Below are 25273 nucleotides of genomic sequence, written 5' to 3'. Positions count from 1 at the left end.
TGCAAACATATGCTACAAATAGTTAGTGTGATCATTACCTTTTTATATCTATTCATCCAAAAAATCAACAACAACGAGACTACATAGAAAGGGAATTAAAATGAAAAAGCCTATTATTATTGATACAGATCCTGGGATTGACGATGTTGTGGCGATTACTGCGGCATTATTTTTGCAAGCATTAGACGTTAAGTTAATAACGACAGTTGGCGGAAATGTCGGAATTGAAAATACAACAAGGAATGCGGTTGATTTGCTGACCTTTTTAGGAAAGGACATATCGGTCGCGAAAGGTGTTGGAGATCCACTTGTAAGTAACCCTAGAACTGCATCCCATGTCCATGGAAGTACTGGTGTGGGTGAATATCGGTTTGAGGAAAAAGCAAATGAGACTTTGCTGACAAATGAGAACGCCATTGTTGCGTTGAAAAATCACATTATGCATTCGCCTGAGCCTGTGACACTTGTTGCGATTGGGCCACTTACGAACATTGCTCTTTTATTGAAGACGTTTCCGGAGACGCTGGACAACATTGAAGAGATTGTTTTGATGGGTGGTGCTGTAGAGGGTGGAAACGCAACACCGGTAGCTGAATTTAATATATACGCGGATCCGCATGCAGCAAAGATTGTTTTTGACACCAGTATTAATATTGTCATGTTTGGCTTGGACGTGACACGGCTAACAAGTGTGACAAACGAGGATGTTGAAAAACTAAGAGGACTTGGGCAAGCTGGAGAAATGGTTTATCAAATGCTTCATTACTACAAACATGCCTATTCGGATGGAAAAATCACTATCCATGACTTATGTACAATCTTCTATCTAACACGCCCTGATCTTTTTGACCTTAAACGTGCAAACGTAAATGTGGTAACAGAAGGGGATGCAGCAGGATGTACCATCACAAATTTTACGGATGATGGGAATGTTTCCGCCTGCGTGGGAGCAGATGTAGAGAGATTTCGAAAAGAATTAATTTCCGTATTTGAAGGTATTTTTTAAGTGGTGGATGGAGTGAGATTTATGGAAAAGAATGTAAACATTATAATGGACTGCGATCCTGGGCACGACGATGCAATTGCCATCATATTAGCTGCATCAAAAATTAGCAGACTTAACATAGAGGCAATAACGACTGTCGCTGGTAATGTAGAGGTTGAAAAAAATACGTTAAACGCGCTGAAGGTATCTGATATTATTGGCTTAGAAGACGTTCCTGTCGTGCAAGGAGCGGATAGGCCGCTACTTAGGAAAAGCGAGATTGCAGGGGAAATTCATGGAGAAACAGGCCTGGATGGGCCGTTGCTGCCTGAAATTCCATCGAAGCAAGCTAGCGAGGGGCATGCTGTGGATTTGATTATCGACAAGTTTTTAAAATCGGATCAGGCTATTACGTTGGTAGCCACAGGCCCCCTGACAAATATTGCTTTAGCTATGATGAAGGAACCCAAAATTATTCCTAAGGTAAAAGAAATTGTGGTAATGGGTGGCGGGACATTCGGTAACTGGACTCCAGCAGCTGAATTTAATATTTACGTCGATGCAGAAGCTGCAAAAGTTGTATTTGAAAGTGGAGTACCTGTAACCATGTTTGGTTTGGATGTAACCCACCAGGCTATCGCAACAGACGATATTATCAATGACTTATCCAAAATTGATAATGCTGTTGCTGATTTTGTTGTTGAATTATTGCAGTTCTTTTCCAAGACGTATAAGGACGTATTCGGATTTGACGGAGGACCTATACATGATGCTTGTACTGTCGCATATTTAATGGATCCAAGCCTTTTCGATTTCAAGCAGGTTCATGTGGATATTGAAACAAAAGGTGAATATACGTACGGGATGACTGCTGTAGATCATTTAGGCGTGACGGGTAAAGAACCGAATGTGAAATTTGCACACCATCTGCATAAGAGTAAGTTTTGGGATTTATTTACGAATGCATTGAAATCGTATTCGCCATAGGAAGGGAGGTAATCGCATGACAAAAGAATCAACCGTTAGTGTTGTTGGAAGTATTAATATGGATTTAACGATTGCTACGAGTAAAATGCCACAAAAGGGTGAAACCATTCTCGGCGGCCCTTTTGCTACATATCCTGGAGGAAAAGGTGCCAATCAAGCTGTGGCAGCAGCAAGGGTTGGAGCGAATGTCAACATGATTGGTGCCGTTGGTGATGATGAATTTGGTACGACCTTGCTGGATCACCTTAAAAATGAAGGAATTAACGCCGAAGGAATCACAATGACGGACGAGGCAGCAACCGGGATCGCAAATATTATTTTGTCCGAAAATGATAATCGAATCATTGCTGCATTGGGCGCAAATAACCTTGTATTGCCAGGATTAGTGGACAAGCACCGGGAACTAATTAAACATAGTGATGTGGTATTGATGCAATTAGAGATACCAATGGAGACTGTCGTACATACGTTAAAAATCGCTGGGGAATATGGTGTCCCAGTCGTCATGAATCCAGCGCCATATCAGTCATTGCCGGATGAATTGTTAACGGAAAGTGCATTTTTTACACCAAATGAAATTGAAGTGGAGGCTATGAAAAAAGATCCGCTTTTTGATTCGATACGGGAAAAGTTAATTGTTACAAAAGGTGATGAAGGGGTGGCGTTTTATGATAAAGGAGCCTTCGATCGTTTTGTGCCGGGGTTTAGTGTAGCTGTAAAAGACACAACCGGTGCTGGAGATACATTTAACGGAGCACTCGCCGCGTCTCTTGGAAGTGGACGACCTATCGAAGAAGCCGTTCACTTTGCGAACGCTGCTGCAGCCCTTTCCGTCACAAAAGTTGGTGCTCAGGGAGGTATGCCTACAAAACGAGAGGTGGAGGCGTTTATTAAGAAGTGAAGGAAGCATAGGGACGGTTCTCGTGGTGCTTCCATGCTTCCTACAAAAGGAGGAGAATGAGATTAATGAAAAGACAAGTTTATTTAAATCATGATGGTGGTGTGGATGATTTAGTTTCTCTGTTTTTATTACTACAAATGGAAGATATTGATTTACTTGGTGTTGGGGTTACTCCAGCTGATTGCTATTTAGAACCTGCTGTATATGCAAGTCGCAAAATAGTGGATCGCTTTGGTAAAGGAAATGGAATTGAAGTAGCTGCCTCTACGTCCCGCGGCAAAAATCCATTTCCAACAGATTGGCGTATGCATACGTTTTTCGTTGATGCCCTTCCAATCCTAAATGAATCAGGTTCGATACAAACAAAAGAAGCAAAACTCCCGTCCCATCAACATATGATAGAGGCTATTCGCGAGAGTGAAGAGCAAGTTACATTAGTATTTATTGGACCACTAACTGATTTAGCACGTGCACTTAAAGAAGCACCTGACATCGAAAATAACGTTGAGAAATTAGTATGGATGGGTGGAACATTTTTAGAAAATGGGAATGTAGCAGAGCCGGAGCATGATGGTACAGCAGAATGGAATGCATTCTGGGATCCAGAAGCAGCTAAGCAAGTTTGGGATAGTTCGATTACCATCGATTTGGTCGCGCTGGAAAGTACGAATAAGGTACCACTTACAATAGATGTAAGAGATAGCTGGGCTACACAACGAAAAGATATCGGAATTGACTTTCTAGGTCAATGTTATGCGATGGTCCCGCCACTCGTTCATTTTCAAACCAACTCAACTTACTTTTTGTGGGATGTTCTGACAACAGCCACGATTGGAAAAGTGGATTTAGTCAAGAAAAAAGAAGTGAGATGCATTGTTCATGCGGACGGAGCTAGTCAAGGGAAAACAGAAATAGCCGAAACAGGGCGAGCCGTTAATTTCATGTATGACGTGAATCGCGATGCGTTTTTTGATTATATTACAGAACTTGCAAGGCAAGGTAAATGAGGGGGAGGAAGCAGGGCGGGCGGTTCTTGTGCTTCCTGGTTTTCGTATAAAGTGTATTTTGTAAATTCAAACCTGTCCCTGCCAAAACGAAAGAGGTGACATATCATGAAGGAATACATTGCGGTTTTTGATATTGGAACGACGGCTGTGAAAGGTGTTCTAATCGACAGACATGCTACGATTATCGGAGAGTATCGTGTAAGCGTCGATACATATTATGGTGACAACGGGGAAGTAGAACAAATTCCTGCCGATTGGTGGGAAGGAATGAAAGAGATTACGCAAAAATGGTGGTTTGCATTAAACGTCGCTGCAAAACAAATTGTTGCGATTACGTTTACTGGCCAAATGGAAGATGTTATTTCCATTTCATCAACGTACCCGAATCAAAAAGCCATGCTATATTCAGATAACCGTTTTGAACAGGAAGCAGCGTACATTATGAAAAAATTGCCACATCTTCAAGCAAAAACAGGGAATACGATTCGCCCGTCGACTCCTTTAGCTAAGTTACTTTGGATGAAAGAAAATAAGGCAGAGCTCATGGAAAAGACGCAATGTTTTGTTTTCAGCTCAAAGGATTACGGTATTTATAAATTGACTGGTACGTTTGCCACAGATCCGACAACTGCCGCAACGACTGGCATGATGAATCTACATACGCGTGAATGGCTACCGGAAATCATAGAAATATTCGGACTCGATGCAAACCAACTTCCTACGCTATGCGGTTCCGAAGAAATAGTCGGGTACGTATCTGCATCGGCTGCAGATGAAATTGGATTTTCAGAATCTACACCTGTTTTGTGTGGAAGTGGAGATGCCGGTGCAACAGCGATGGGGGCAGCAGCGATTCATCAAGGAGACACCTATTTTTATCTCGGGACAACTGGATGGGCGGCTATGGTGCAAGATGGATTTAATCCAAACAGAAATGAAATTTTTCATTTAGCCCATATCTCTCCCCATTTAACGATCAGCATTGCTCCACTACTTAATGCCGGTAATGTACATAGATGGGCTGTGGATGCATTTTTAAGTGAGGGGACGAACGATAAGTACAGCCAGTTTGAGGGATTAGTAGAAGACGCTACAGCAGGAAGCAATGGGCTATTATTCCTTCCTTATATTCACGGCGAGAGATGTCCAGTTCATGACACGGATGCAAAAGGCGCTTTCTGGGGAATCGGACCGAAAACGGGAAAAAGTGATATGGCAAGGGCTGTGATAGAGGGGATATGTTTTTCCTATAAACAGTTAATGGATCTTATCATTGACCAAAGGAACAACGATTTTCTGACGTTAATTGGAGGAGGTTCTAAAAGCGCGTCTTGGTGCCAAATCTTAGCAGATATGATAGGTCTTCAGGTAAGAGTGCCAGCAGACAGTGAGTATATGCCTGCATTGGGTATCTCTGCTTCTGCCTTTGTGCAGCTTGGATGGGCTGGTAGTTATCAGGATTTTTCGGAGCGATTTTTAGTCACTGCTGAAGCTAAAACCTATGAGCCGGATATGGTGAATTATGAGATTTACGGAGGAATCTATCAACGGTATTTGAAGTTGTATCCTAGTTTGAGAGGGATGTATGGGTGAGGGAGCATGGGGACGGTTTGCTTACCACTTGTCAATTTTGTAAGGAAGTCCTGTAGTCAGAAATCTCTGCAGGATTTTTTTGTGTTATGAAAAATGCTGGCGAAATCATTTCAAGTGTTTATAAAACAAAGTGATTGCAGAGGAATTAAAAAATATCAGATATGGAAACGGCAAAAAGATCTTGATGATTTGGAAAACACACCGCTTCTAGACGTTTGTGATAAAGAGAAGTTGCTAGAGATGGTTAATGAATATAAAGTTGAGCTTTTAAATCCGAATGACCCAGATTTAAATTTTCATCAATTGGATAACATTTTTCATAAAAGACGTATATAATAGATAATAAAAGGTATTAATAAATAAAAAGGAGGTATCCATCATGACGTATAGTTATAAAGATTTTTATCAAAGATTAAATAAACAATTTCAAGAACTTTTTCATGATGGAACCAATTATCGTCAAATTACTGCAAGGTTATCGTTAGTAGTTGCCGATCAGCTTCAAACTGTGACTCCCTTTTTAGATTTGTTGAACACAAAAAAAGTTGTTGAAGAATACCTTCCGGATGAGAGTAAAGAAAGAGTAAATGATGTAGCAAAAATGCTCTATGTTAATGCTAGAGCATTAGAAGTTTCTTCTAAACGAACTGCTGCTACAAGAGCGTATGTAACCGAAAAAACGCAAAATCAACAGCCAATTAAATTAGTTAAGGTAAAGAAATAGCAAGACAGGGGAGGTTGCTTTGCCTTACCCATGCTTATTTTTCCTCTCGATCTATACGTTGCTTGTGGTCACTTTTTTCGCAATCGAATCGACCAGAGAAAAAGGCATAGGTGGCTCAAAAAACTTTTTACACCCCCCTTTTCAAACTCATCTCACCCAATCTTCTCCTCCTTCAACGCCGCAAGCGCTCTTTCCACTTCAGCCTTGTCGTTCGTTGCATTAATTTCTTTTATGTAATTCATTGGAATCATCCTTTTTGTAATTTTATACACATCTCTACAAGTACAATCGAAGGGAAAGTTCGTTTGGGGGTGTTTTTTGATGGAAAATTTTTTTCTGTTTTTATGCCACTTAATCTACCTCTGGTACGATAGTAGGTAAAAAGAGATGTTTTTTTAAATATCGCTTTAAGACGAGGATAGATTTTATATGTGGATAAATGTAATATAACCTTTATAAATTTCTAGTCGATAATGATATTGATAATTTTAATGAGATTTTACAATTTCTTACACAATACTATAATGAAATTGCAAATCAGTATAACGAGGAGTTGACTTTCAAGATAGAAGTACTGGCGGGTACACCGGTGTTCTTAGGAATCCCCCACTTCAAGCGTAAGCTAAGTGGCGGGTAGTTCAAGATGGGAATTGGATTAACCATGATGCCGCTTGTTACATTAGGATTTAATAGTTTACAAACTTCCGAAACCGCCCATGCCTCTGCAATAGGAAATACGGTCAGGCAGTTTGGACTGGCTTTTGGCGTTATTATGCTTACGACCATTATCAGCATGACGACCAATTGGATGGGCGCGCCCTATGAGGTTGCTACGTTTTGGGGAATAAAGTATGCATTTATTGTCATGAGCGTGCTTTCTTTGATTGGTGGCTTGGTGTCGCTTATGCTTCGGGATAAGGGTGGAGAGGTAGCGTCTACGGAAAAAGCACAATAGGTTGCGTGAAAGGGAGAACAGAGGCGGTTCTTCGTATCATTTGGTAACCTACCAGACATACTCTATAATAAATATGTTGATCGTTTTAATAACTTCAGGAGTGATACAGCAATGATTTTACAAAATGCAAAAATTTATGGGCAAGCGGGCAAATGGGATATTGCCATAAATGGAGAAGAAATAAAATCGATTACCCCAGCTGCGAATAATAGTGGGGATGGTGATGACAACGCCGTTGATTTAAATGGGAAAATCGTACTTCCTCCTTTTGTTGAGCCTCATATTCACTTGGATTATGCGCTTACGGCAGGAACGCCTAGATGGAATAAGTCTGGGAGTGTATTTGAGGGGATCGAGATTTGGTCGGAACGAAAGCAAATAGTCAAAGAAACGAAAGAAGATATTAAACAACGAGCTTTAAAAGCGATAAAAATGCAGATAAAACATGGGATCCAGCATGTTCGAACACATGTCGACGTGAGTGACCCCACACTGAAAGGATTGGAAGCATTACTTGAAGTAAAAGAAGAAGTCAAACCCTGGATGGATGTACAGCTTGTGGCACTTCCTCAAGAAGGGCTTTATACACATCCAAAAGGAGAAGAATTGTTAGAGAAGGCCCTGAAAATGGGTGCTGATGTCGTCGGCGGGATTCCACATTACGAATTAACCCGTGAAGATGGCGTGCGATCTGTGATAAAAGCGCTGGAACTCGCAGAAAAATATGAAAAGCTAGTGGATATTCATTGTGATGAAATTGATGATGAACAATCAAGATACCTAGAAGTGCTTGCTGCAGAAGCGCTTAAATTAGGCATAGGAGATCGTGTTACAGCGAGCCATACTACTGCGATGGCATCTTATAATGATGCGTATACGTACAAGCTTTTTCAAACATTGAAGAAGGCGAATATTCATTTCGTTGCCCTTCCAAAGGCAAACTTGCATCTGCAAGGAAGATTTGACAATTACCCGAAACGCCGCGGCTTAACGCGTGTGAAAGAGCTGCTGGAAGCGGGGGTTAATGTCAGCTTCGGACTGGATTCGATCATGGATCCTTGGTACCCGCTTGGCGATGGCAATTTAATTCATGTGGTAGAAATCGGATTGCATGCTTGTCATATGACAGACTATGATAATATCGTTACTGCGCTTGAACTTATTACAACGAACGGGGCGAAAACGTTAGGAATAAAAGAAGGCTATGGTGTAAAAGAAGGAAACAAGGCAAACTTGATCGTTATTGATACGGATTCTGAATATGAAGCCATACGCACCCAAGCACCAGTTATCTACTCGATTCGAAATGGAGAAATCATTGTGGAAACAAAACCAGCAGAAACGACGATGAATGTACCGTTTTAAGGGGAGGATACCTCTTTTCAAAAGGTTGCATGTGAAATGATTAAATCCTAATTTCTCGTTAAAGGGAAATTAGGATTTTTGTGTGGGGGAGCACGGAGCGCAAGAGAGCCGTCCCAGTGCTTCTTAACATCAGATAAGTTTATTAAAATGTATCCGTTTGTTTAATGCATACATAATGGGTATCCCAACAGCCATGACGACCAGTTCCCCGGCGGCTGTTGTGAGCCATGTGAATAGAAATGGCAACGCCAATGCAAGGTTGAGTTCAAATGCAATGATGAACATATTGAATGAAAATACCAATGTATTGGCAATCAGCAAGATCCATATATTTTTAATATAACGCGCCAGTACTATGATAATGGATAATGAAATAGCCGAGTGCGCAACGCCAAATATAAGATCATAAATACCTAATGGTGAAAATAATAAATTGGTTAAAGATACGCCTAAAATAATTCCGAAAAAGTATTTCTTATTAAAAACAATGAGGTGGTTAAACATCTCGGAAATACGGAACTGAACATTCGTAAATCCAAAAGGTTGAATAACTACCGAAACTGCGATATATAACGCCGCTAACACTCCGTTTATCACTAAAGTGCGTGCTTTCATTTTTAAACATCTCCTTAGTTTTTTTCCGTGGGAGGGTCTCGAACCACGTTTAACCTAGCCTATAATACCAGTGTTCATGCGCTTATACAATAGCCAATCTGTAAATGTAGTGTAAAAAATTCATATGGTAGAAAATACGTCCATTGTTTTTTCCTCATCCACCTTACGAAATTCTTTAACCATGTGGGCATAATGCGAACGGTTATATCAAATCGCTAATGATATTTACGGATCGGATACACGTAAATCTATATTAATAAAAATGTACTATCTACTATTAGCTTTGTCCACTCTCTTTATTCCTAATTGCGTATATTGAATAGGAAAGGAGAGATAAGATATGTGTTATCACGACCAATGTAAAAAGAAACACGAAGAAGATTGTAAATGTTGCTGTCACATGAAGAAAGAGCATTATCATGATTGCTGCAAAGAAAATAATAACCAATATCATGACAAATGTCAGGAAAATCGTTACGATAGTCAATGCAGAAAATCTAATTACTCCAAGAAGGAATTCTGTCATTGTTGTAACAGATATTACTAAAAATAAGCCCTCCGTTGTGGGGGCTTTGTTTTTTTGCGCCAAGGCATTTCCTCAAAATTAATATCTCCGCCTTCTCACCATTAACAATATTTGTTACCTCCCTGTTTACATATCAAATCTTTCTATAATTCATCGGATGTAAGCATATCATCGCAGTAGATCTCCATGACAGTCGCTTAGAGCTTGCCAGGGACTTAGGAACTTGGGCGCAACACATACGATTAATAGTAAAAACGAGGACGTTGTGGAGAGGGTCAAAGAAATTACCAACGGCGGAGCACATTACGGAGTGGCTTAAGAATTTAGGGTAAAGCAATGTAGCTGTATATGATGGATCGATGACAGAATGGGCAGCGGATAAAGATCTCCCTATGGAGAAAGGTTGATTTAGTGGAAGTATGGGGGAGTCCTCATGCTTTCTGTCTTTACATTCTAAAATATATGTCGCTATTATATGAATTGAGGCGAAAAGTAAAAAAACTATTGACTTAATCGCCAAAACACTGTAAATTATACACAATTACATAAACGAACTTCTTATTAAGAGAGGTGGAGGGTTATGGCCCTTTGAAGCCTCGGCAGCGGGCTCTTTGTGAGTACTGTGCCAATTCCATCAGACTGTGTCTGAAAGATAAGAAGAGGAGTCCAGATTATTCAACCCTCTTCTTATCTTTTGGAAGAGGGTTTTTATTTTTTCCAAGGGAAGAAGTTCCGTCAAAAACAAAGAAATACGATCTAAATAATAACAACAAAAGGAGCGAAACAACATGACGGAATATGGCGTATGGATTATCATTCTTGCGATTGGCTATACCTTTGCATTGATTATTGCCGGTCAATTTGCTAAACGGCGTGTAACGAAGAAAGACAGTTATTTTGTAGGCAATCGAAATTTCAATAAATGGATTGTGGCATTTTGTATAACTGGATTATTTTCTGGTTCTACATATATTTCCATTCTTGAGCTTTCGTATCTAAGCGGGATATCAGCAGTTTGGTATGGAGTTGCGGAAATGGTTCAAATTTTTATTATTGCCTTTTTAATCATTCGTTCATTTCGGAAAAAGATGCTTGTTACTGTTTCTGGCATGATTGGTGATAAATATGGACGAACAGCAAAAGGAGTTGCCGGGGCTATTACCGCCTTTGCGTTTCCCATGTGGTCGGTTGCAACTGCGATAGCATTTGCCTCTGCCATTCACGTGTTTACGGGGATATCCTTGCCTCTATCGGTGGCGTTTACCGCCATTCTGCTTTTCGTTTACCTGCAGGCTGGTGGCATGTGGTCCATCGCCTTTACGCAAACGATGAACATGGTATTATTTGCAGTAATGCTCATCATTGGTGTCACCGCCTTTTTCATAAATCCTGGGATAGACGGCCTCCGTACACTTGCTGTAGAAAGACCGGCTATGTTTGATTTTGGTAGTGTCGGATTGCAGGTTATTGTCGTTTGGTTTGGAACTTTCCTGGTAAACGTCATTCTTGCACAGGCCGCTTTTCAGATGGCACTTTCTTCACGAACACCTGAAGAAGGGCAAAAAGGCTTAATCATGGCTGGATTCATGGCTGTTCCATTCATCGTTGGTGGTGTTTTATTTGGGATTGCTGCTAGCATCATTGTTCCAAATGCACAAACCGGGCTCATTGCGGTTCCTCAGTATTTAATGGAAGTTCTTCCTGCACCGCTTGTAGGTCTGTTTTTCTTAGGCGTATGGGCATGCGCGCTGGGATGGGGAGGTCCGTGCCAATTTTCCGGAGCGACCAGTCTCGGTCGTGATGTCGGCAGTGCACTAAAGCCAGCTGCAACGGAGAATCAGCTGATCAAATATACAAAAATTTCCTTGCTGCTTTTAACAGGTTTAATGATTGTATTTGGCTTAATGCGGACAGAGCAATCCGCTTGGTGGAATGTACTTGCTTGGACCATTCGAAACAGTGCAACATTCGCTCCAGTCGTAGCCGCCCTGTTCTGGCCTGTCGTTACGAAACGTGCTGTTGTTGCGTCTCTATTTACAGGTTTTACAAGTGGATTGTTATGGTATTATCTGGGCGGCTGGGATCCAAATGAATTTTACCTGAATATTCATCCTGTTTGGGTTGGAAGCTCCATCAATATATTAACCATCACACTGGTAACGTTAATAGACCAAAAAGCAGATTGGTTTATTCAAAAAACGGATCGCTTGGCTTATATTGGCTTCATTGGTGGGATCTTAATCACCTTGGCAAATGTTCTTTATTTTGCTCCGCTGTATCAAAATGGTTTATTTGGTCTATTTAGTTTTGCAGCTATCTTGTGCTTTTTCATTGCGGCAATCCGTTTTTTCCGACCAAGAGATGAACAGCAGCATATACTACCGAAACATGCATCAAGTTAGTAGTATGTACCCGATACCCTAAGAAAGGTTTTTCGGGTGCTACCTGTGTGTATTGGAGAGAAAGCATTAGTTTAACTAATTTGGAAAAGTAGTTATAATGTTGATAGGCTTAAAGAAGCAAGAAAACCGACCCGTGTTTCTGTGAGCTTTACACACTTTTTACTTATTTATGCCAAATCATTGCCGAATCTTATTAGTATAATAAGCTGATATACATTTGATGTAGTATTTATAAAGGAAAGAGAACAAGGGAGACCTACTATGGAAAATAAATGGGATACGGCAATTCATTCTCTTTCCCAAATCACCGTTTCTACAAATCCAAATAATGAACCTGTAACAATATCTGGTGATTCGGATGGTTTAAGGTGTGTTGGTTTGGGGACGGATGCAGCAGTTTTTCAAAGTCAATATGCGCCAACTTACGCATTTAAACTATATGCCAAGGATAGAGACTTTAAGATCAAAACAGAAGAAAACGTCTACCGTGCTTTAGGCGAGGCACCTTTCTTTTCAACATGCTTCGCTTCTACGGATAGATATCTCGTTTTAAGTTATGAGAAAGGAAAAACACTCTTTGACTGCGTCTTACAGGGGATTCATATTCCGGAGCAGGTCATAAAGGACGTGGAAGATGCAAGAGAATATATACGACAAAAAGGGTTAAATCCACGTGATATTCATTTAAAAAATATTTTATTACAAGACGGCAGAGCAAAAATTCTGGATGTATCGGAATATGTCCAACAGGGAAATGATTTTCGCTGGGAGCATCTAAAAAAGGCGTATGAAGATTACTATCATATCATTGACGGGAAACCTGTTCCCTTTTGGTTAGTAGAAACAACTCGAAAGTGGTATAACCAACACAAAAAATACTTTCCCTCATTCGAGGATTTTATGAAATTTGTTTTGAAATACACCACCTTTAAAAAGTGAGGAAGCATGAGGATGGACCTTGTGCTCCTTTTTTATTCTGGTAGAACGCTTTATATCATATCTTCCGGAACTGAATGAATTTTTGGTTGTACGGGCGAGGGAGCAAGCAAAAAGAATCGTGCTTCCTTAGATGATTTATTGTATACTGTCAATAGGAAAAACGTAAGAAAGGGGGTTCCATACGGGGATTGCGGACGAAGACCAAAAGCCATGACTTATAAAGAATATGTATTATGGGGAGACGGAGAACGTTGTGAAGTTTTAGACAGCAGGAAAAATGAAAAACAAGGAGGAAGTAAATATGAATAAAGCAGTTATCGTTTTTGTTATTGTTGCTATACTATTTATCGCGTTTTTTCTAGGGATAGAATTTATGTAAGATGGCCATAGTGATACGGCAATAGGCTGGGTAACCGAAATGTCTGAATCAATTTTCAAATCTTATTCATGAAATAGTATTTTTTTATGTTTGGATAGCGTGAGATGCGGGTATTAAAAGAATGGTCTACACTATGAGTAAACCCGAATGTTATTCCTTGTGATAACTATACTATTCTTGTGCAGGTAACTTATGGATAAAGGAGTCACAGTAATGAACTTTATATCAGATTTCGATTGGGGTATCGTTCTTCGCGATGCCGGCGTTATTATCTTACAATTAATCCTAATCTGGATTGCCTATGGTATTTTAAAAAAAGTTGGAAAACGTATAGTCACCCGCGCTTTTGACAAAATGCAACAAAACGGAAAAATGACGGAAGGGAGAGGACAGGTACTTGAGCGCTTAATGTTAAGTGTTCTTTCTTATACACTCATTTTTATTGTAATTGTTGTCATCTTTGGTATCTTCGGCCTGCCGATTGGTGGTCTAATCGCCGGTGCGGGTGTTGTCGGTCTTGCTATCGGTTTTGGTGCCCAAGGGCTTGTCTCAGACATTGTTACGGGATTTTTCCTGCTTGCTGAAAAATGGGCCGATGTTGGTGATTATATTATCACAGCAGGTGTGGATGGTGTCGTCGAAGAAATCGGTCTGAGAACCACCCAAATCCGGGATTACGATGGTATTCTCCATTTTATCCCGAATCGCAATATTGAAAACCTGAGCAATTATTCACGCGGCGACATGCGCGCACTTGTTGAATTAGGTTTCTCCTACGATCATAATATCGATGAAGCCTTCAGAGTTGCCCGCGGCGTATGTGATCAGATGGCAGAAGATGCAGATATTGTCGAAGGTCCGAATGTGGATGGCGTAGAGGCTATTGACAACCATGAGATTGTATTACGCGTCACGGCTCAAACGGAGAATATGATGCAATGGGGTGTTCAGCGGAAGTTATGGAAGGCGCTCAAAGAAGCTTTTGACGAAAATGGAATTAGCATGCCTTATGAGCATCAGGTTAATGTAGTTCAAAAAGAAGGTTAAAGATTCTCTAAAGGTCCATTTGCATAGGTGGATAGACTATTATCCCTAAAAGAGCGTTTGTTTTCATGACCTTTTTCTTTTACCCCTTACTCAGATTGCCTTACTATACGTGTCGTAATATGGGTCAACCGGTCATTTCCGGTTGACTTTCATATTATCTGGACCAAGGATTTTTCGAGTAATAGCCTAATGATTTTAAGAAAAGCCAGGAAAGAAAAATACTGGAGTACGCGACTTCATTTTTCTAGGGCAATCAAAAATTTTGCGTATGAGCTTGTACAATACACGAGGACCACCTGAACTTGAGAGACATCAATGTTCAGGTGGTCTTTTTATCGCAAAACTTCCGATTGTCCCCTTAAAGAACCGACACCATGCTCCTTCCCCAGTCCCACAAGTATTAATTATTTTCCTTCTTAGCAGTGTTTTTCTCTTCTTCATCACCATCTTTTACTAATTCGCCAGCAGAGCTTTTAAATTCACGCAGCGTTTGTCCAGTTGCTTTTCCGATTTCTGGAAGTTTCTTTGGTCCAAATATGATTAATGCAATCACCAAAATTAAAATTAACCCCGGTATACCAATGCTAGAAAACATCTACACACATTCCCTTCTATTTAATAGTAATAGACTTCCTCGTTCTATTTGTTATTTTAACATGTAATACCTTAAGTAAAAGTCTAAATTGGAGGAATTAACATTAAATTAACACTATCTATATTGGAAGTTAATATTCTCTTGTTAATCTATTAATAGAGTACATCAAAAGAAGGGCATCCAATTAATAAAAGGGAGGAATTTACAATGAATGGTGAATCTAACATGAATAGACGGAAATTCCTAAAAATGAGTGGCGTAAGTACAGCAACTATCGCCTTGGGAGCGTCAGGTATTCTATCCTTGACCGGGAATCGTGCATTTGCGGCACCGAATCAATCAAGGGGGTCATTTGGTGGTTATGGTCCTCTGACACAAGATCCTGGCGGTGTTTTGAATCTGCCAAGAGGTTTTCAGTACCGAATTTTTTCCGTAGAGGGAGACAAACTCTCTGACGGGCGCCCGGTACCAGCAATGCATGATGGAATGGCTGCCTTCCCGGGAAAGAATAATTCGACTATTCTCGTACGCAATCACGAATTATCCGAGGAATCAGATTATCCGGTAATCGGAAATAATCCGTATCATAAGGATAATATTGGTGGAACGACCGGACTCATTGTAGGCCCTGACCGTAAATTGCAAAGTGATTTTGTTACGTCTGCGGGTACTTACAGGAATTGCGCAGGAGGCGGAACGCCATGGGGAACATGGATAACCTGCGAAGAGACACTTGTAGAAGGGCATGGTTATGTGTTTGAAGTGGATCCACTTGATCCGGAAAATACGCTTTCCAGAACTCCTATCAGAGAGATGGGGCTTTTCTCGCATGAGGCGGTTGACGTAGACCCTGCAACAGGAATTGTATATATGACAGAAGATGCCAGTCCGAGTTATTTTTACCGGTATCTTCCAGAAGATCGCAGTCAAACGATTGGTTCTTTGCATAAAGGAGGAACCTTGCAGGCTGCTGCCATAGAAGAGCTTCCGAGAAACGAATCAAGCAGCTATCACACAGGGCAGCAATATGGGATTGTTTGGAAAAATGTTGATCCGGAAAAGCCAAGCCTTGAAGCGGGACAGAACGGATGTATCGAGTTCAGCAGATTGGAAGGCTGCCATTTTGTAGGAGGCGTATTCTGGTTCTCTGATACAGATGCAGGGAGTAAAAACCTGGGACGTATATATCGTTACATCCCTTCCACTAATACGTTAGAACTTTTCTATGAATCAAGTTCTGCAAATGAGCTAGAGTCTCCAGACAATATTACTGTCACACCATGGGGAGATTTATGGATTGTGGAAGATGGAGACGGATCTGACCGTATTATCGGGTTAACACCGGAAGGAGAAACGTATGTTTTCGCTGAAAATATACTTAATGATTCTGAACTGGCAGGCCCTACCTTTTCACCGGATGGGAAAACATTATTCGTGAATATTCAAACGCCAGGCATCACGTTTGCGATCTGGGGTCCTTTTGCACGCAGAAATCCTGGGCGCGGCCGGCAGATGGGGCATGCAGCACCTCCGCAAGGCTATGCACCTGAACTAGGGGGCAACCTTTCTGATTTCGCTGCAATACAAGGGATGTCAGATTTGGAAGCAGCTGCATTCCAGCGCAATGGCATCCCGATCATCTAATGCAGAAGGTGAGCATCTGACCATAGGGAATGGTAATTTTTCAGCATTCTAACTAAAAAATTGAGGGAGGAATTTTTACAATGGGTATAAAGAAAAAACTGGGTCTGGGACTCGCTACTGCAGCACTTGGAATTTCGTTAGTAGGTGGCGGGACGTTCGCGTATTTCAGCGATACAGCAGAATCGGAGAATACGTTTGCTGCAGGTACACTGGATCTTTCAGTGGACCCGGAAGTGATTATAAATATGGAGAATTTGAGACCGGGTGACTATGAATTCCGCACCTTCTATTTAGAAAATAATGGATCCCTCGATATTTCGGAAGTTTTATTAAATACAAGTTATGAAGTAGTAGATGCAGAAGGAGACAATACAAGTGATTTCGGTGAACATATTCGAGTGAACTTCCTTGAAAACTATGATAAGGCAGAAGAAAGTCAATATAATGACATCATTTACTCTACAACGCTAGCTGAATTACAGGACATGGCTCCGGATGCTGTAGCAAAAAATGTTCTCGGTTTTGAAAATGAACAAAGCGGATTAGCAGCTGGTACGAATGACACGATGTATGTTGAATTCGAATTTGTAGAAAACGGGGAAAATCAAAATCAATTCCAAGGAGACGAATTAACACTTAATTGGTCGTTCGAAGCTAGATAAACGTAGAAGTTCTGACCCTGAATACATACTTCGAGGAGGGGCCTGAAATAATGACCATAAAGAAAAAACTTGCAATGAGCATCGTGTTAGCTGCTGTTGGATTAAGTTTAATCGTCGGCGGGACAAGCGCCTATTTTACAGACACAACTTCTACCGACAATAGGATTACAACTGGTTCATTAGATCTTGGGATGGATAAAGAAACTATTTTTCAAATTGAGGATCTCGTACCAGGGGACACACAGGATGCGAGGTTCGAGCTTACCAATGATGGGAGTGTGGATATGAAAGAAATTATCCTGAATGCTTCCTATGAAGTAGTTGATAAGGGAGAGCCAAACAGTGGTGATGACTTAGGCAATCACATCCTGGTGGAGCTGCTATCAGATCAAGACGGGGAAGAGACATTGGTATTTGAAAAAACGCTTGCGGAATTGAACTCTAACCCACAGCAAATCGTGGAGTCATTTCCCGAGGAGGACACGGCAAAAAATTTCATCGTCCAATTTACATTCACGGACAGTGGAGAAAATCAAAACCATTTTCAGACAGACCAGTTAGAACTCAACTGGGAATTTGAAGCGGTTCAACGGGATGGCAATGAGGAGAATATTGGATAATAAATTGAATGGGGGGAGTACATTTCTCCCATTCAATTTCTATGCAGTTGTGTGAGGTTGTAGACCGGAAATAGAGAGAAAGGTGGGGGATGAAATTGAGGCACCGATGTATGAAGCAAATCAAATCGCTAAATCTTTCTTTTTTACGTTTTTTAAAAATGGCAATGCTTGTGTCTTTATTTCTATTTTCTGTTGGTTATGTAACAACAAATACTGTTGCATTCTTAACTGAATATGAAGAGGCGAACGGAAATGTGAGCATTGGTAAGTGGGAAGGAGAGGAAGAAGGTGAAGGGAATTGAAAAAGAAGATGATCGTAAAGTGGACCAATAACGTGGTTACAGGTATATTAATGATCCTATTAATAAGTGTAGGAACGCTGGTTATTTCTACTAAAATTACAGGAGGCCAACCGGAGATATTCGGGTACCAATTAAAATCCGTATTATCTGGGTCCATGGAACCTGGTATTCAAACAGGTTCCATCATTGCTATGAAATCTGCTGATGAAGAAGAGAAATCAAACTTTCAAGCAGGTGATGTGATTACGTTCATGGGTGAAGAAGGCAATCTTATCACCCACCGTATTACAGAAACTGCATCAACAGATAGTGGTGTGGTTTACACGACCAAAGGAGACAACAATAATGCGCCCGATTCAGCCCCGGTTTTAGCTGAAAATGTTGTAGGATCCTACAATGGATTTACGATTCCATATGCAGGTTATATCATCAATTTCGCGCAATCTCCCAATGGAAGCCTTTTATTTATGATCCTACCTGGTGTGCTGTTGATCGGGTATTCTGCAATCACCACTTGGAGAGCGCTTGCGAACATGGAAGATAGAGAAAAAAGCAGTACAGCGGAAGTGAAGTAAATTAGAAAATAGGAGGGAAACAAAAAATGGGAATCAAAAAGAAATTAGGTGTGGGCGTTGCAACTGCAGTATTAGGGTTTAGTTTAATTGGTGGAGGTACGTTTGCTTATTTTAGTGACACGGAGGAAACAAATAATACGTTTGCTGCTGGTACGTTAGACTTAAATGCAGATCCAAGTGTAATAATTGATGTGGAAAATATGAAGCCGGGCGATTCCTTTTACCGTGATTTTCAACTGTCTAACGAAGGTACACTTGATATTCAAGAGGTACTGCTGGAAACAGCTTACACGGTAACGGATGCCCAAGGTGACAATGGATCGGAGGATTTTGGAGAACACATCGAGGTTGAGTTTTTATATAACGATACGAACAGTGATGAAATTATTTATAGAGTGACACTTGCAGAACTTGCAGAAATGACCCCTGAAGCTATTGATCAGCACATTATGTATCCGTGGTATGGTGAAAATGGTCTTCCTTCAGGTTCTGTTCATGATTTTATTGTGAAGTTCAATTTTGTTGATAATGAAGAAGCTCAAAATGCTTTTCAAGGCGATTCATTGCAGCTGGACTGGACATTTGAAGCAAAGCAAATGGATGGTGAAGATCAATAGTTTTATCTAACCCGAGCACATAGGGTTTTTGGACAAGTAAATGATTACCATACTTATAAAAAGTAACTTCAATTTGAAGGGATGATAATGTGCGATTAATTCAAAAGTTGTTCGGTTTGATGCTAGCTTTTCTATTAATCTTTCAGGGCTTGGCACCAACTGCAGTTACTTCAGCCGATAGTTTAGACAATGCACCTCTTGAAAGTAAATCTGTGCCTCAGTCATCAGAGCAAGATGAGCCGCAGACGCTTACTGATATTGAGCAGAGTACAACGCTTATTACCGATTCTCAAACCGAGCAGATTGCTAAGGGTGTTACGTTTACTACGTTTGAAAGGCTAGATGCCCGTGGATGGATAAATGGTGAAATGCTTGAGGTGGATATCAGTAATAGCAGTGTCTCAACAGGAGTCCTGCAGTCAGGTGGTGTTGTATCAGATGCAGAGCCTATATCCGAGGCAACGAATAGAGAAGGTGCAATAGCTAGTGTGAATGGTGATTTTTTTGATATTAATGGAACAAAAGCTCCGATTGGCGCTGAGATTCAAGATAGAGAGTTAATAAAAGGACCAAATAATGGCAGAGAAATGTCAGCCGGAATTACAACTGACGATGTTGGGAAATTGGCCAACATTTTACTCGAAGGCACGGTTTCATTTCATGACCAAGAACATACCCTTGCTGCATTAAATCAAAGTTCTATCTCTGAAAATGGAATTGGATTATACAATTCATTGTGGGGACAAGCTTCAAGAAGTGGTGCTGTTAATGAATCAGGTTCAGTCTATGAAGTTATTGTTGAAAACGGTGTGGTTGTAAATGCAAGTAATGAAATCAGCAACGAGGAAATAGATGAAAATACACTTGTATTAATAGGTCGTGAAGAAGGTGCTAATAAGTTAGAAGAGTTAACTATTGGTGATGCGGTTTCCGTAGATTATGCACCAAAGATGAGTGAAGATGGAGAATTTGAATTTGCCATTGGCGGTAACCCCGTATTAGTTAAAAATGGCGAAGTTCAAAATGTTGATGATCAAACACTCGCTCCAAGAACTGCTGTCGGATTTTCACAAGATGGAAAAACGATGTATTTAGTATTGGTAGATGGACGTCAATCTTCAAGCAGAGGGATGTCACTACATGAAATGGGTAAATTAATGAAAGAATTCGGTGCATATCAAGCATTGAATCTTGATGGTGGCGGCTCGTCGACCATGACAGCACGTACACCTGGAGAAGATGAGGCAGAGGTGAAAAACAATCCATCTGATGGTTCTGAGCGTGCGGTGCCAAATGGAATTGGTATTTATACGGAAGAAGGAAACGGGGAATTGTCTAAGTTACGTGTATCATCAATGATTGAAGATGAAAATGCATATCGCGTTTTCCCAGGTTTGACGCGAAACTTTAATGCAAAAGGTTTTGATGATGCCTATGATCTCGTGGAAACTGACCAAGTTCAATGGGAAGCCTATCCGGAGGAATTTGGAAGTTTTGATGATCAAGGTGTTTTTCATGCGAGTGAGTCTGGTTTAGCACTTGCTAAAGCTAAGGCCGGAAATGTTGAGGGAGAAAGTCGGATTCAAGTGCTAGGCGAATTAGATAAGATTGAAGCCAATAAATCTAGAATTAGCCTTGTTTCGGGAGAGACGGACAGCTTCTCTGTTAAGGGTTATGACGAAAATGGGTATACAGCTCCAATAGAAGTATCGGAAGTGGAACTGGATTATGATGAATCGGTTATCGAAATTGAAGAAAATACGAATGGTGATTTCACTGTTACACCAGAGCAGGACGGATCGTCTACTACGATTACAATTACTGTCTTGAATGAAACATTTTACCTCCCCGTTACAATAGGGTTTACGGAGATGAATGTTTCAGATTTTGAAGATGATTCAGGATGGACATTTACAAAGCATCCATCAGATGTAGGGGCTTCAATGGAAGTCGTTGATGGTAGAGAAGGAAATGGTATTCAACTTAATTATGATTTTTCAACTACTACGGCTACACGTGCTGCTTACTTACAAGCGTCTCCAGACTTGGAACTCCCTGCTGATACACAAAAGATGGGCTTGTGGGTTTATGGTGACGGAAATGGTGCTTGGCTACGTGCAGTTCTTAGGGATGCTTCTAACACGCAACATGTATTGACATTAGCAAGTGAAGTTGATTGGACTGGCTGGAAATACGTAGAAACGAATATACCTGATGGGATTCAATCTCCTCTTAAACTATGGCGTATTTACCCAGTGGAGACAAGTCAGGCGGAACAATATACCGGACAACTGATATTTGATAATTTGACAGTTGAAGTACCGCCATCTACCGAGATGCCGGAACAGGAAAAAGCCGACCCGGATCCACTTGTTCTTCAAAATGCTGAAATTGGTGATGAACGCTGGCGTTTTGCTGTCATTTCAGATACGCAATTTATTGCACAGAACCCTGATAGTGAAGTCATGCGCAGAACGCGTGAAAATCTACAGCAAATTGTTGCGCAGAATCCTGACTTTTTAGTTATAAATGGTGACTTTGTTGACACAGGGTATCCTGAAGATTTTGAACTGGCAAAACAAGTGATTGATGAGGAAATTGGTGATAGTTTCCCAGTTTATTATGTTCCAGGTAATCATGAGCGAACAGGGACAGGTGATTTAGATAATTTTAAAGAAGTATTTGGAGAAACACGCCACAGCTTTGTTCATAAAGGGACACAATTTATCATGCTCGATTCATCAGCAGGAAGTTACAGGGTTTCGGATTTTGAACAATTAGTAGCGTTACAGGAAACTTTAGATGAGGCAGTTAAAAACCCGGAAGTAAGAAATGTGGCTGTTTTTTCCCATCATCCGACAAACGATCCGTTGACAACTGATAACAGCCAATTAAGTGATCGAAAAGAAGTGGCTCTGGTTGAAGAGTGGCTTACCAATTTTAGACAGCTGTCAGGAGGAAAAGGAGCGATATTTATTTCCTCTCATGCTTCTATCTTTAATGTAAACCGTGTCGATAGTGTTCCGTATATGGTTACTGGATCTGCAGGAAAAGATCCATATGGAAGTCCAGATAATGGCGGGTTTCTTGGTTGGACAATGTTCGGTGTTGAAAAGGAATCTTCAGCAGTAAGAGGAATTAAGAATCCTGCTGAAACAGATTGGATTAAGGCAAAAGTAAATCCATTACTTGATGAAATTACGATGAATGCACCAGATTCAGTTTCAGTTGGTGAATCAGTTGAAGTAGAGGCAATTGGACATCAGCCAGGGGACATAAATATTCCACTTCAATATCCTGCAAGTGTCAATTGGACAGGTAGCGACAATGTATTTATCGGCGACACAGAGGAATCTGTTGAAGCTATCGATTCGGGTGATTATGATGCAGTATTTGATTATACAACAAGTGAACTTACAGCTGTAAATCAGGGTGAAATAACGTTAAAAGTTCAGTCAAATAATGTTGAATCTGAGTCTGGGATTGTTATTCAGTAAGGGTCAGTTCTATTGATTTAAAAGATTGATTTCAGAAACAAAGAATTTCGCGTAAGTATTTTAAGTATAAAAGTTTAGTAAATCAATATTTTGGTAGGGGACTGGTCCTTATAACAGAACTATGGGATCAGCCCCCGCTATTACATTACCGATTGTCCGAAGTCTCAGCTCTCCACATGAGCAACATTGGACAAACACGAGTGGAAAGATATTTTAATATAGATTAATGTGATAAGAACACGCAATACGCCTTGGTTATCTTCTGCAGTAAAATTACACTTCTTTAGACCAACCATCCCATGCAAAGCCTGTAATAAGATAAGCAATCTGCTTCATATATATGGATCAAACTTTCCATTATGCCTGACGTATTTTATAAACGAAAATAAAATTGGAGGAGTAGAGATGAAGAAAAGTTTAGGTTTGTTCATTGCTATTTTCTTTGCGATACTGGTTGTCGGATACGCTGTTCCTGTGGCGGCTGAGGAAGCAAAAGAACTGTTCCCTGATGATCCAATTTCTGTTATGGGTAAGGGGAGTAATGGAAATGAGGAGACGCCTGGGGAGTGGTATGCTGGTGAAACGCCTCCTGATTTGCAGGATGATGCGCCTATTTTGTTATTCGTGCCAGGCTTGAATAATGTGGCGCAAGTTTTCTGGGAGGATAATGACATGTATCAAACGGCTTATGATGCAGGTTACCAAACGGCATTTGTGCAACTGCATGATGCGGGTGGTGCTTCTGCAGACATGTGGAATAATGGAGAATTATTAGCTGATAAGATCGAGGAGATTTCATCCCATTTTGAGGGCAAAAAGATAACAATCATCGGGTATAGTAAGGGCGGTATTGATGCACAAACAGCGCTGACCTACTATGGTGCATCCGAATATGTAGATAATGTAATTACGCTTTCAAGCCCGCATCACGGGTCACAGCTGGCAGATTTAGCGAATAGTTCTTGGGCAGGTTGGCTTGCGGATTTAATTGGTATGCGTGGGGAAGGAACAACGGCAATGGAGACCGGATACATGGAAAACTTTCGGGTCATGATGGATCAAGAGCCTCTTGCGTATGCTAATGATTACTTCACGTTGGGCGGTACAGACTGGGGATCGATGTTTTCGTCTACATGGTTTGGTGGTACGTACCTATCCAGCTATGGAGATAACGACGGGGTGGTAACGACCGCAAGCAGCAATCTTCCAGGCGGCCACGAATTAGCAATTGGCGATTGGAATCATACGTCCATTCGAACCGGGCTGACTTTTCCTGTGTTTGAGGACTATATAGCAGGTGATTACGCACTGGAAGAGAAACATATTTTTGGAGAGAAAGAAAGTGCGCAAAACAATACACCTGCAACGAATCAATGGGTTCATGGTGGTTCTCTGTCAGAGGAAAACGACAACAACATTAATGTGGCAGTGGAAGAAAATGTTGCTAAGGTGACACTCCATGTATTAACGGCAGATGAGCTTTCGGAAATAAACGTGATAGATCCTTCTGGTAAAGAGGTGAATACAAACGCCGAAAAAGTAAGACAAGATGAAGGATTTTTCCCGGGAGCTATTAGCCATTCGTTGACGCTAGATAAACCTCAAGCTGGGGAGTGGCAAGTAGAAATGGCTACTGAGAAAGACAATGCATACCTTTTAGTGGCCAATTATGACACGGAAATGAAACTAGATCTTGGTGAAAAAACGGAAAAAGAGATAGCTAGTTTACAAAAAGATCAGCAGCTTACGTACAATTTAAACGTTAATAATTCCAAAGAAGTATTGGAAGACACCGTTAAAGCGACTTATCATGTAACAGAGTCGGGCAATCCAAAAAATAGTGAAACATGGTTCGTCGCCGGCGATGCAAATCTATCCCAGGAATTGACCTTTGATAAACAAAACCAAGCGTATAATATTACCATTGATATAGAAGGATCAACGAAAGACGGGAATGTTTTAAAACGAACGATTATCGATTCTGTGTATGTTGGAGAAATGATGCGGAAATAGGAGGAAAGGGAAGCATGGGGACAGTTCTGGTAAAACGCACTCAAGCTCTCAATAGTCTCTTTTTTCTTATTCCCATTTTCTTCTTCTTCAAATGGGACTGGGGAAAGGGCTATATAATCAAAAGACAATATTTTCAAGTATTGAATTATTTCTTTAAGACTTTCTGTACCAAAGCCTTCCCCTCTATATTCTTCATCTGTCTTTATATAATCCAAAATGGCCAAGAGCCCGAAGAAATCGGGTTCTTTTTTTAATAACATCAGTTAATTCCGTCACCATATAATGTAAATCTCCTGAAGTTTTATTAGCGGCCAATATGATAT

General features: G+C 40.7%; 23 protein-coding genes, 1 pseudogene and 2 riboswitches. Of the genes and pseudogenes, 21 read left to right on the top strand and 3 right to left on the bottom strand.

Features of this window, described 5'->3' with window-relative positions:
* Window positions 1-100: 100 nt before the first annotated feature.
* The 9 genes from KFZ58_RS14935 (at window position 101) to codA (ending at window position 8517) form a co-directional block, all read left to right on the top strand.
* Window positions 101-1006 carry a nucleoside hydrolase gene (locus tag KFZ58_RS14935; RefSeq protein ID WP_235792090.1) on the top strand — a complete coding sequence of 302 codons (906 nt, stop codon included), beginning with the start codon at window positions 101-103 and terminating at the stop codon, window positions 1004-1006.
* 21 nt (window positions 1007-1027) lie between these two features.
* A complete protein-coding gene (locus KFZ58_RS14930; protein ID WP_235792089.1) occupies window positions 1028-1972 on the top strand; it encodes a nucleoside hydrolase in 945 nt (314 codons plus the stop codon).
* Between the two features lie 16 nt (window positions 1973-1988).
* Entirely contained in the window at window positions 1989-2873 is an 885-nt protein-coding gene (gene rbsK, locus KFZ58_RS14925; RefSeq protein ID WP_235792088.1) for a ribokinase, read from the top strand.
* 65 nt (window positions 2874-2938) lie between these two features.
* Window positions 2939-3880: a nucleoside hydrolase gene (locus KFZ58_RS14920; RefSeq protein ID WP_235792087.1), complete on the top strand. Its 942-nt coding sequence runs from the start codon at window positions 2939-2941 to the stop codon at window positions 3878-3880.
* A 105-nt stretch (window positions 3881-3985) separates the two neighbouring features.
* Entirely contained in the window at window positions 3986-5473 is a 1488-nt protein-coding gene (locus KFZ58_RS14915) for a xylulokinase (RefSeq protein WP_235792086.1), read from the top strand.
* A gap of 93 nt (window positions 5474-5566) precedes the next feature.
* Window positions 5567-5809, top strand: a complete 243-nt coding sequence (locus KFZ58_RS14910) for a hypothetical protein (RefSeq protein WP_235792085.1) — start codon at window positions 5567-5569, stop codon at window positions 5807-5809.
* A 43-nt stretch (window positions 5810-5852) separates the two neighbouring features.
* A complete protein-coding gene (locus KFZ58_RS14905) occupies window positions 5853-6197 on the top strand; it encodes a hypothetical protein (protein WP_235792084.1) in 345 nt (114 codons plus the stop codon).
* A gap of 643 nt (window positions 6198-6840) precedes the next feature.
* The gene (locus KFZ58_RS14900; RefSeq protein WP_235792083.1) at window positions 6841-7152 is read left to right on the top strand and encodes an MFS transporter; all 312 of its coding nucleotides are present in this window, start codon (window positions 6841-6843) and stop codon (window positions 7150-7152) included.
* 111 nt (window positions 7153-7263) lie between these two features.
* Entirely contained in the window at window positions 7264-8517 is a 1254-nt protein-coding gene (codA, locus tag KFZ58_RS14895) for a cytosine deaminase (protein WP_235792082.1), read from the top strand.
* A gap of 129 nt (window positions 8518-8646) precedes the next feature.
* Here the strand turns inward: codA and KFZ58_RS14890 are convergent, their stop codons facing one another.
* Together KFZ58_RS14890 and KFZ58_RS14885 are read right to left on the bottom strand one after the other, a co-directional pair.
* Window positions 8647-9132: a QueT transporter family protein gene (locus KFZ58_RS14890; RefSeq protein ID WP_235792081.1), complete on the bottom strand. Its 486-nt coding sequence runs from the start codon at window positions 9130-9132 to the stop codon at window positions 8647-8649.
* Between the two features lie 8 nt (window positions 9133-9140).
* Window positions 9141-9185: riboswitch (PreQ1 riboswitch) on the bottom strand.
* Between the two features lie 224 nt (window positions 9186-9409).
* Window positions 9410-9658 (bottom strand): hypothetical protein, encoded by a 249-nt coding sequence (locus KFZ58_RS14885; RefSeq protein ID WP_235792080.1) that lies wholly within the window; start codon window positions 9656-9658, stop codon window positions 9410-9412.
* A gap of 155 nt (window positions 9659-9813) precedes the next feature.
* On the opposite strand from KFZ58_RS14885, the pseudogene KFZ58_RS14880 reads away from it, so the two are divergent.
* The 4 genes and pseudogenes from KFZ58_RS14880 to KFZ58_RS14865 all read left to right on the top strand — a co-directional run.
* Window positions 9814-9965 (top strand): annotated as a pseudogene (locus KFZ58_RS14880) (zinc-binding dehydrogenase); the annotation flags it as partial.
* A gap of 248 nt (window positions 9966-10213) precedes the next feature.
* Window positions 10214-10317: riboswitch (SAM riboswitch) on the top strand.
* A gap of 129 nt (window positions 10318-10446) precedes the next feature.
* On the top strand, window positions 10447-12060 hold the full coding sequence (locus KFZ58_RS14875; protein WP_235792079.1) for a sodium:solute symporter family protein: 1614 nt from the start codon (window positions 10447-10449) through the stop codon (window positions 12058-12060).
* A 261-nt stretch (window positions 12061-12321) separates the two neighbouring features.
* A complete protein-coding gene (locus KFZ58_RS14870; RefSeq protein WP_235792078.1) occupies window positions 12322-12999 on the top strand; it encodes a serine/threonine protein kinase in 678 nt (225 codons plus the stop codon).
* Between the two features lie 592 nt (window positions 13000-13591).
* Complete coding sequence (locus tag KFZ58_RS14865; protein WP_235792077.1) at window positions 13592-14425, top strand: mechanosensitive ion channel family protein; 834 nt, start codon at window positions 13592-13594, stop codon at window positions 14423-14425.
* 400 nt (window positions 14426-14825) lie between these two features.
* On the opposite strand, the gene tatA is transcribed toward KFZ58_RS14865, so the two are convergent.
* On the bottom strand, window positions 14826-15020 hold the full coding sequence (tatA, locus tag KFZ58_RS14860) for a twin-arginine translocase TatA/TatE family subunit (RefSeq protein WP_235792076.1): 195 nt from the start codon (window positions 15018-15020) through the stop codon (window positions 14826-14828).
* Between the two features lie 207 nt (window positions 15021-15227).
* Between tatA and KFZ58_RS14855 the strand changes: the two genes are divergently transcribed.
* From KFZ58_RS14855 to KFZ58_RS14820, 8 genes are all read left to right on the top strand, one after another.
* On the top strand, window positions 15228-16664 hold the full coding sequence (locus KFZ58_RS14855) for an alkaline phosphatase PhoX (RefSeq protein WP_235792075.1): 1437 nt from the start codon (window positions 15228-15230) through the stop codon (window positions 16662-16664).
* Between the two features lie 80 nt (window positions 16665-16744).
* A complete protein-coding gene (locus KFZ58_RS14850) occupies window positions 16745-17326 on the top strand; it encodes a TasA family protein (RefSeq protein ID WP_235792074.1) in 582 nt (193 codons plus the stop codon).
* A gap of 50 nt (window positions 17327-17376) precedes the next feature.
* Window positions 17377-17946, top strand: a complete 570-nt coding sequence (locus tag KFZ58_RS14845; protein WP_235792073.1) for a TasA family protein — start codon at window positions 17377-17379, stop codon at window positions 17944-17946.
* A gap of 110 nt (window positions 17947-18056) precedes the next feature.
* A complete protein-coding gene (locus KFZ58_RS14840) occupies window positions 18057-18248 on the top strand; it encodes a hypothetical protein (RefSeq protein ID WP_235792072.1) in 192 nt (63 codons plus the stop codon).
* Window positions 18245-18823, top strand: coding sequence for a signal peptidase I SipW (sipW, locus tag KFZ58_RS14835; RefSeq protein ID WP_235792071.1), 579 nt, complete (start codon window positions 18245-18247; stop codon window positions 18821-18823). The genes KFZ58_RS14840 and sipW overlap by 4 nt, the downstream gene beginning before the upstream one ends.
* 26 nt (window positions 18824-18849) lie before the next feature.
* Window positions 18850-19440, top strand: a complete 591-nt coding sequence (locus tag KFZ58_RS14830; RefSeq protein ID WP_235792070.1) for a CalY family protein — start codon at window positions 18850-18852, stop codon at window positions 19438-19440.
* Window positions 19441-19529: 89 nt separating this feature from the next.
* A complete protein-coding gene (locus KFZ58_RS14825) occupies window positions 19530-22937 on the top strand; it encodes a phosphodiester glycosidase family protein (RefSeq protein ID WP_235792069.1) in 3408 nt (1135 codons plus the stop codon).
* Between the two features lie 405 nt (window positions 22938-23342).
* A complete protein-coding gene (locus KFZ58_RS14820; RefSeq protein WP_235792068.1) occupies window positions 23343-24950 on the top strand; it encodes an esterase/lipase family protein in 1608 nt (535 codons plus the stop codon).
* The last annotated feature ends 323 nt before the right edge of the window (window positions 24951-25273 follow it).

The organism is Virgibacillus sp. NKC19-16, assembly GCF_021560035.1.
GTDB classification, from domain to species: domain Bacteria; phylum Bacillota; class Bacilli; order Bacillales; family Amphibacillaceae; genus Virgibacillus_L; species Virgibacillus_L salidurans.
The sequence above is the reverse complement of the archived record's forward strand: the minus strand, read 5'-3'. Positions and strand labels throughout refer to the sequence as shown.

Coding starts and splice junctions, on each gene's coding strand:
- KFZ58_RS14920 (WP_235792087.1), top strand. CDS start 2,939: ATGAAAAGACAAGTTTATTTAAATCATGATGGTGGTGTGGATGATTTA.
- codA (WP_235792082.1), top strand. CDS start 7,264: ATGATTTTACAAAATGCAAAAATTTATGGGCAAGCGGGCAAATGGGAT.
- rbsK (WP_235792088.1), top strand. CDS start 1,989: ATGACAAAAGAATCAACCGTTAGTGTTGTTGGAAGTATTAATATGGAT.
- KFZ58_RS14910 (WP_235792085.1), top strand. CDS start 5,567: ATGCTGGCGAAATCATTTCAAGTGTTTATAAAACAAAGTGATTGCAGA.
- KFZ58_RS14850 (WP_235792074.1), top strand. CDS start 16,745: ATGGGTATAAAGAAAAAACTGGGTCTGGGACTCGCTACTGCAGCACTT.
- tatA (WP_235792076.1), bottom strand. CDS start 15,020: ATGTTTTCTAGCATTGGTATACCGGGGTTAATTTTAATTTTGGTGATT.
- KFZ58_RS14820 (WP_235792068.1), top strand. CDS start 23,343: ATGAAGAAAAGTTTAGGTTTGTTCATTGCTATTTTCTTTGCGATACTG.
- KFZ58_RS14830 (WP_235792070.1), top strand. CDS start 18,850: ATGGGAATCAAAAAGAAATTAGGTGTGGGCGTTGCAACTGCAGTATTA.
- KFZ58_RS14935 (WP_235792090.1), top strand. CDS start 101: ATGAAAAAGCCTATTATTATTGATACAGATCCTGGGATTGACGATGTT.
- KFZ58_RS14890 (WP_235792081.1), bottom strand. CDS start 9,132: ATGAAAGCACGCACTTTAGTGATAAACGGAGTGTTAGCGGCGTTATAT.
- KFZ58_RS14875 (WP_235792079.1), top strand. CDS start 10,447: ATGACGGAATATGGCGTATGGATTATCATTCTTGCGATTGGCTATACC.
- KFZ58_RS14865 (WP_235792077.1), top strand. CDS start 13,592: ATGAACTTTATATCAGATTTCGATTGGGGTATCGTTCTTCGCGATGCC.
- KFZ58_RS14840 (WP_235792072.1), top strand. CDS start 18,057: ATGAAGCAAATCAAATCGCTAAATCTTTCTTTTTTACGTTTTTTAAAA.
- KFZ58_RS14855 (WP_235792075.1), top strand. CDS start 15,228: ATGAATGGTGAATCTAACATGAATAGACGGAAATTCCTAAAAATGAGT.
- KFZ58_RS14845 (WP_235792073.1), top strand. CDS start 17,377: ATGACCATAAAGAAAAAACTTGCAATGAGCATCGTGTTAGCTGCTGTT.
- KFZ58_RS14905 (WP_235792084.1), top strand. CDS start 5,853: ATGACGTATAGTTATAAAGATTTTTATCAAAGATTAAATAAACAATTT.
- KFZ58_RS14900 (WP_235792083.1), top strand. CDS start 6,841: ATGGGAATTGGATTAACCATGATGCCGCTTGTTACATTAGGATTTAAT.
- KFZ58_RS14870 (WP_235792078.1), top strand. CDS start 12,322: ATGGAAAATAAATGGGATACGGCAATTCATTCTCTTTCCCAAATCACC.
- KFZ58_RS14930 (WP_235792089.1), top strand. CDS start 1,028: ATGGAAAAGAATGTAAACATTATAATGGACTGCGATCCTGGGCACGAC.
- KFZ58_RS14915 (WP_235792086.1), top strand. CDS start 3,986: ATGAAGGAATACATTGCGGTTTTTGATATTGGAACGACGGCTGTGAAA.
- KFZ58_RS14885 (WP_235792080.1), bottom strand. CDS start 9,658: ATGACAGAATTCCTTCTTGGAGTAATTAGATTTTCTGCATTGACTATC.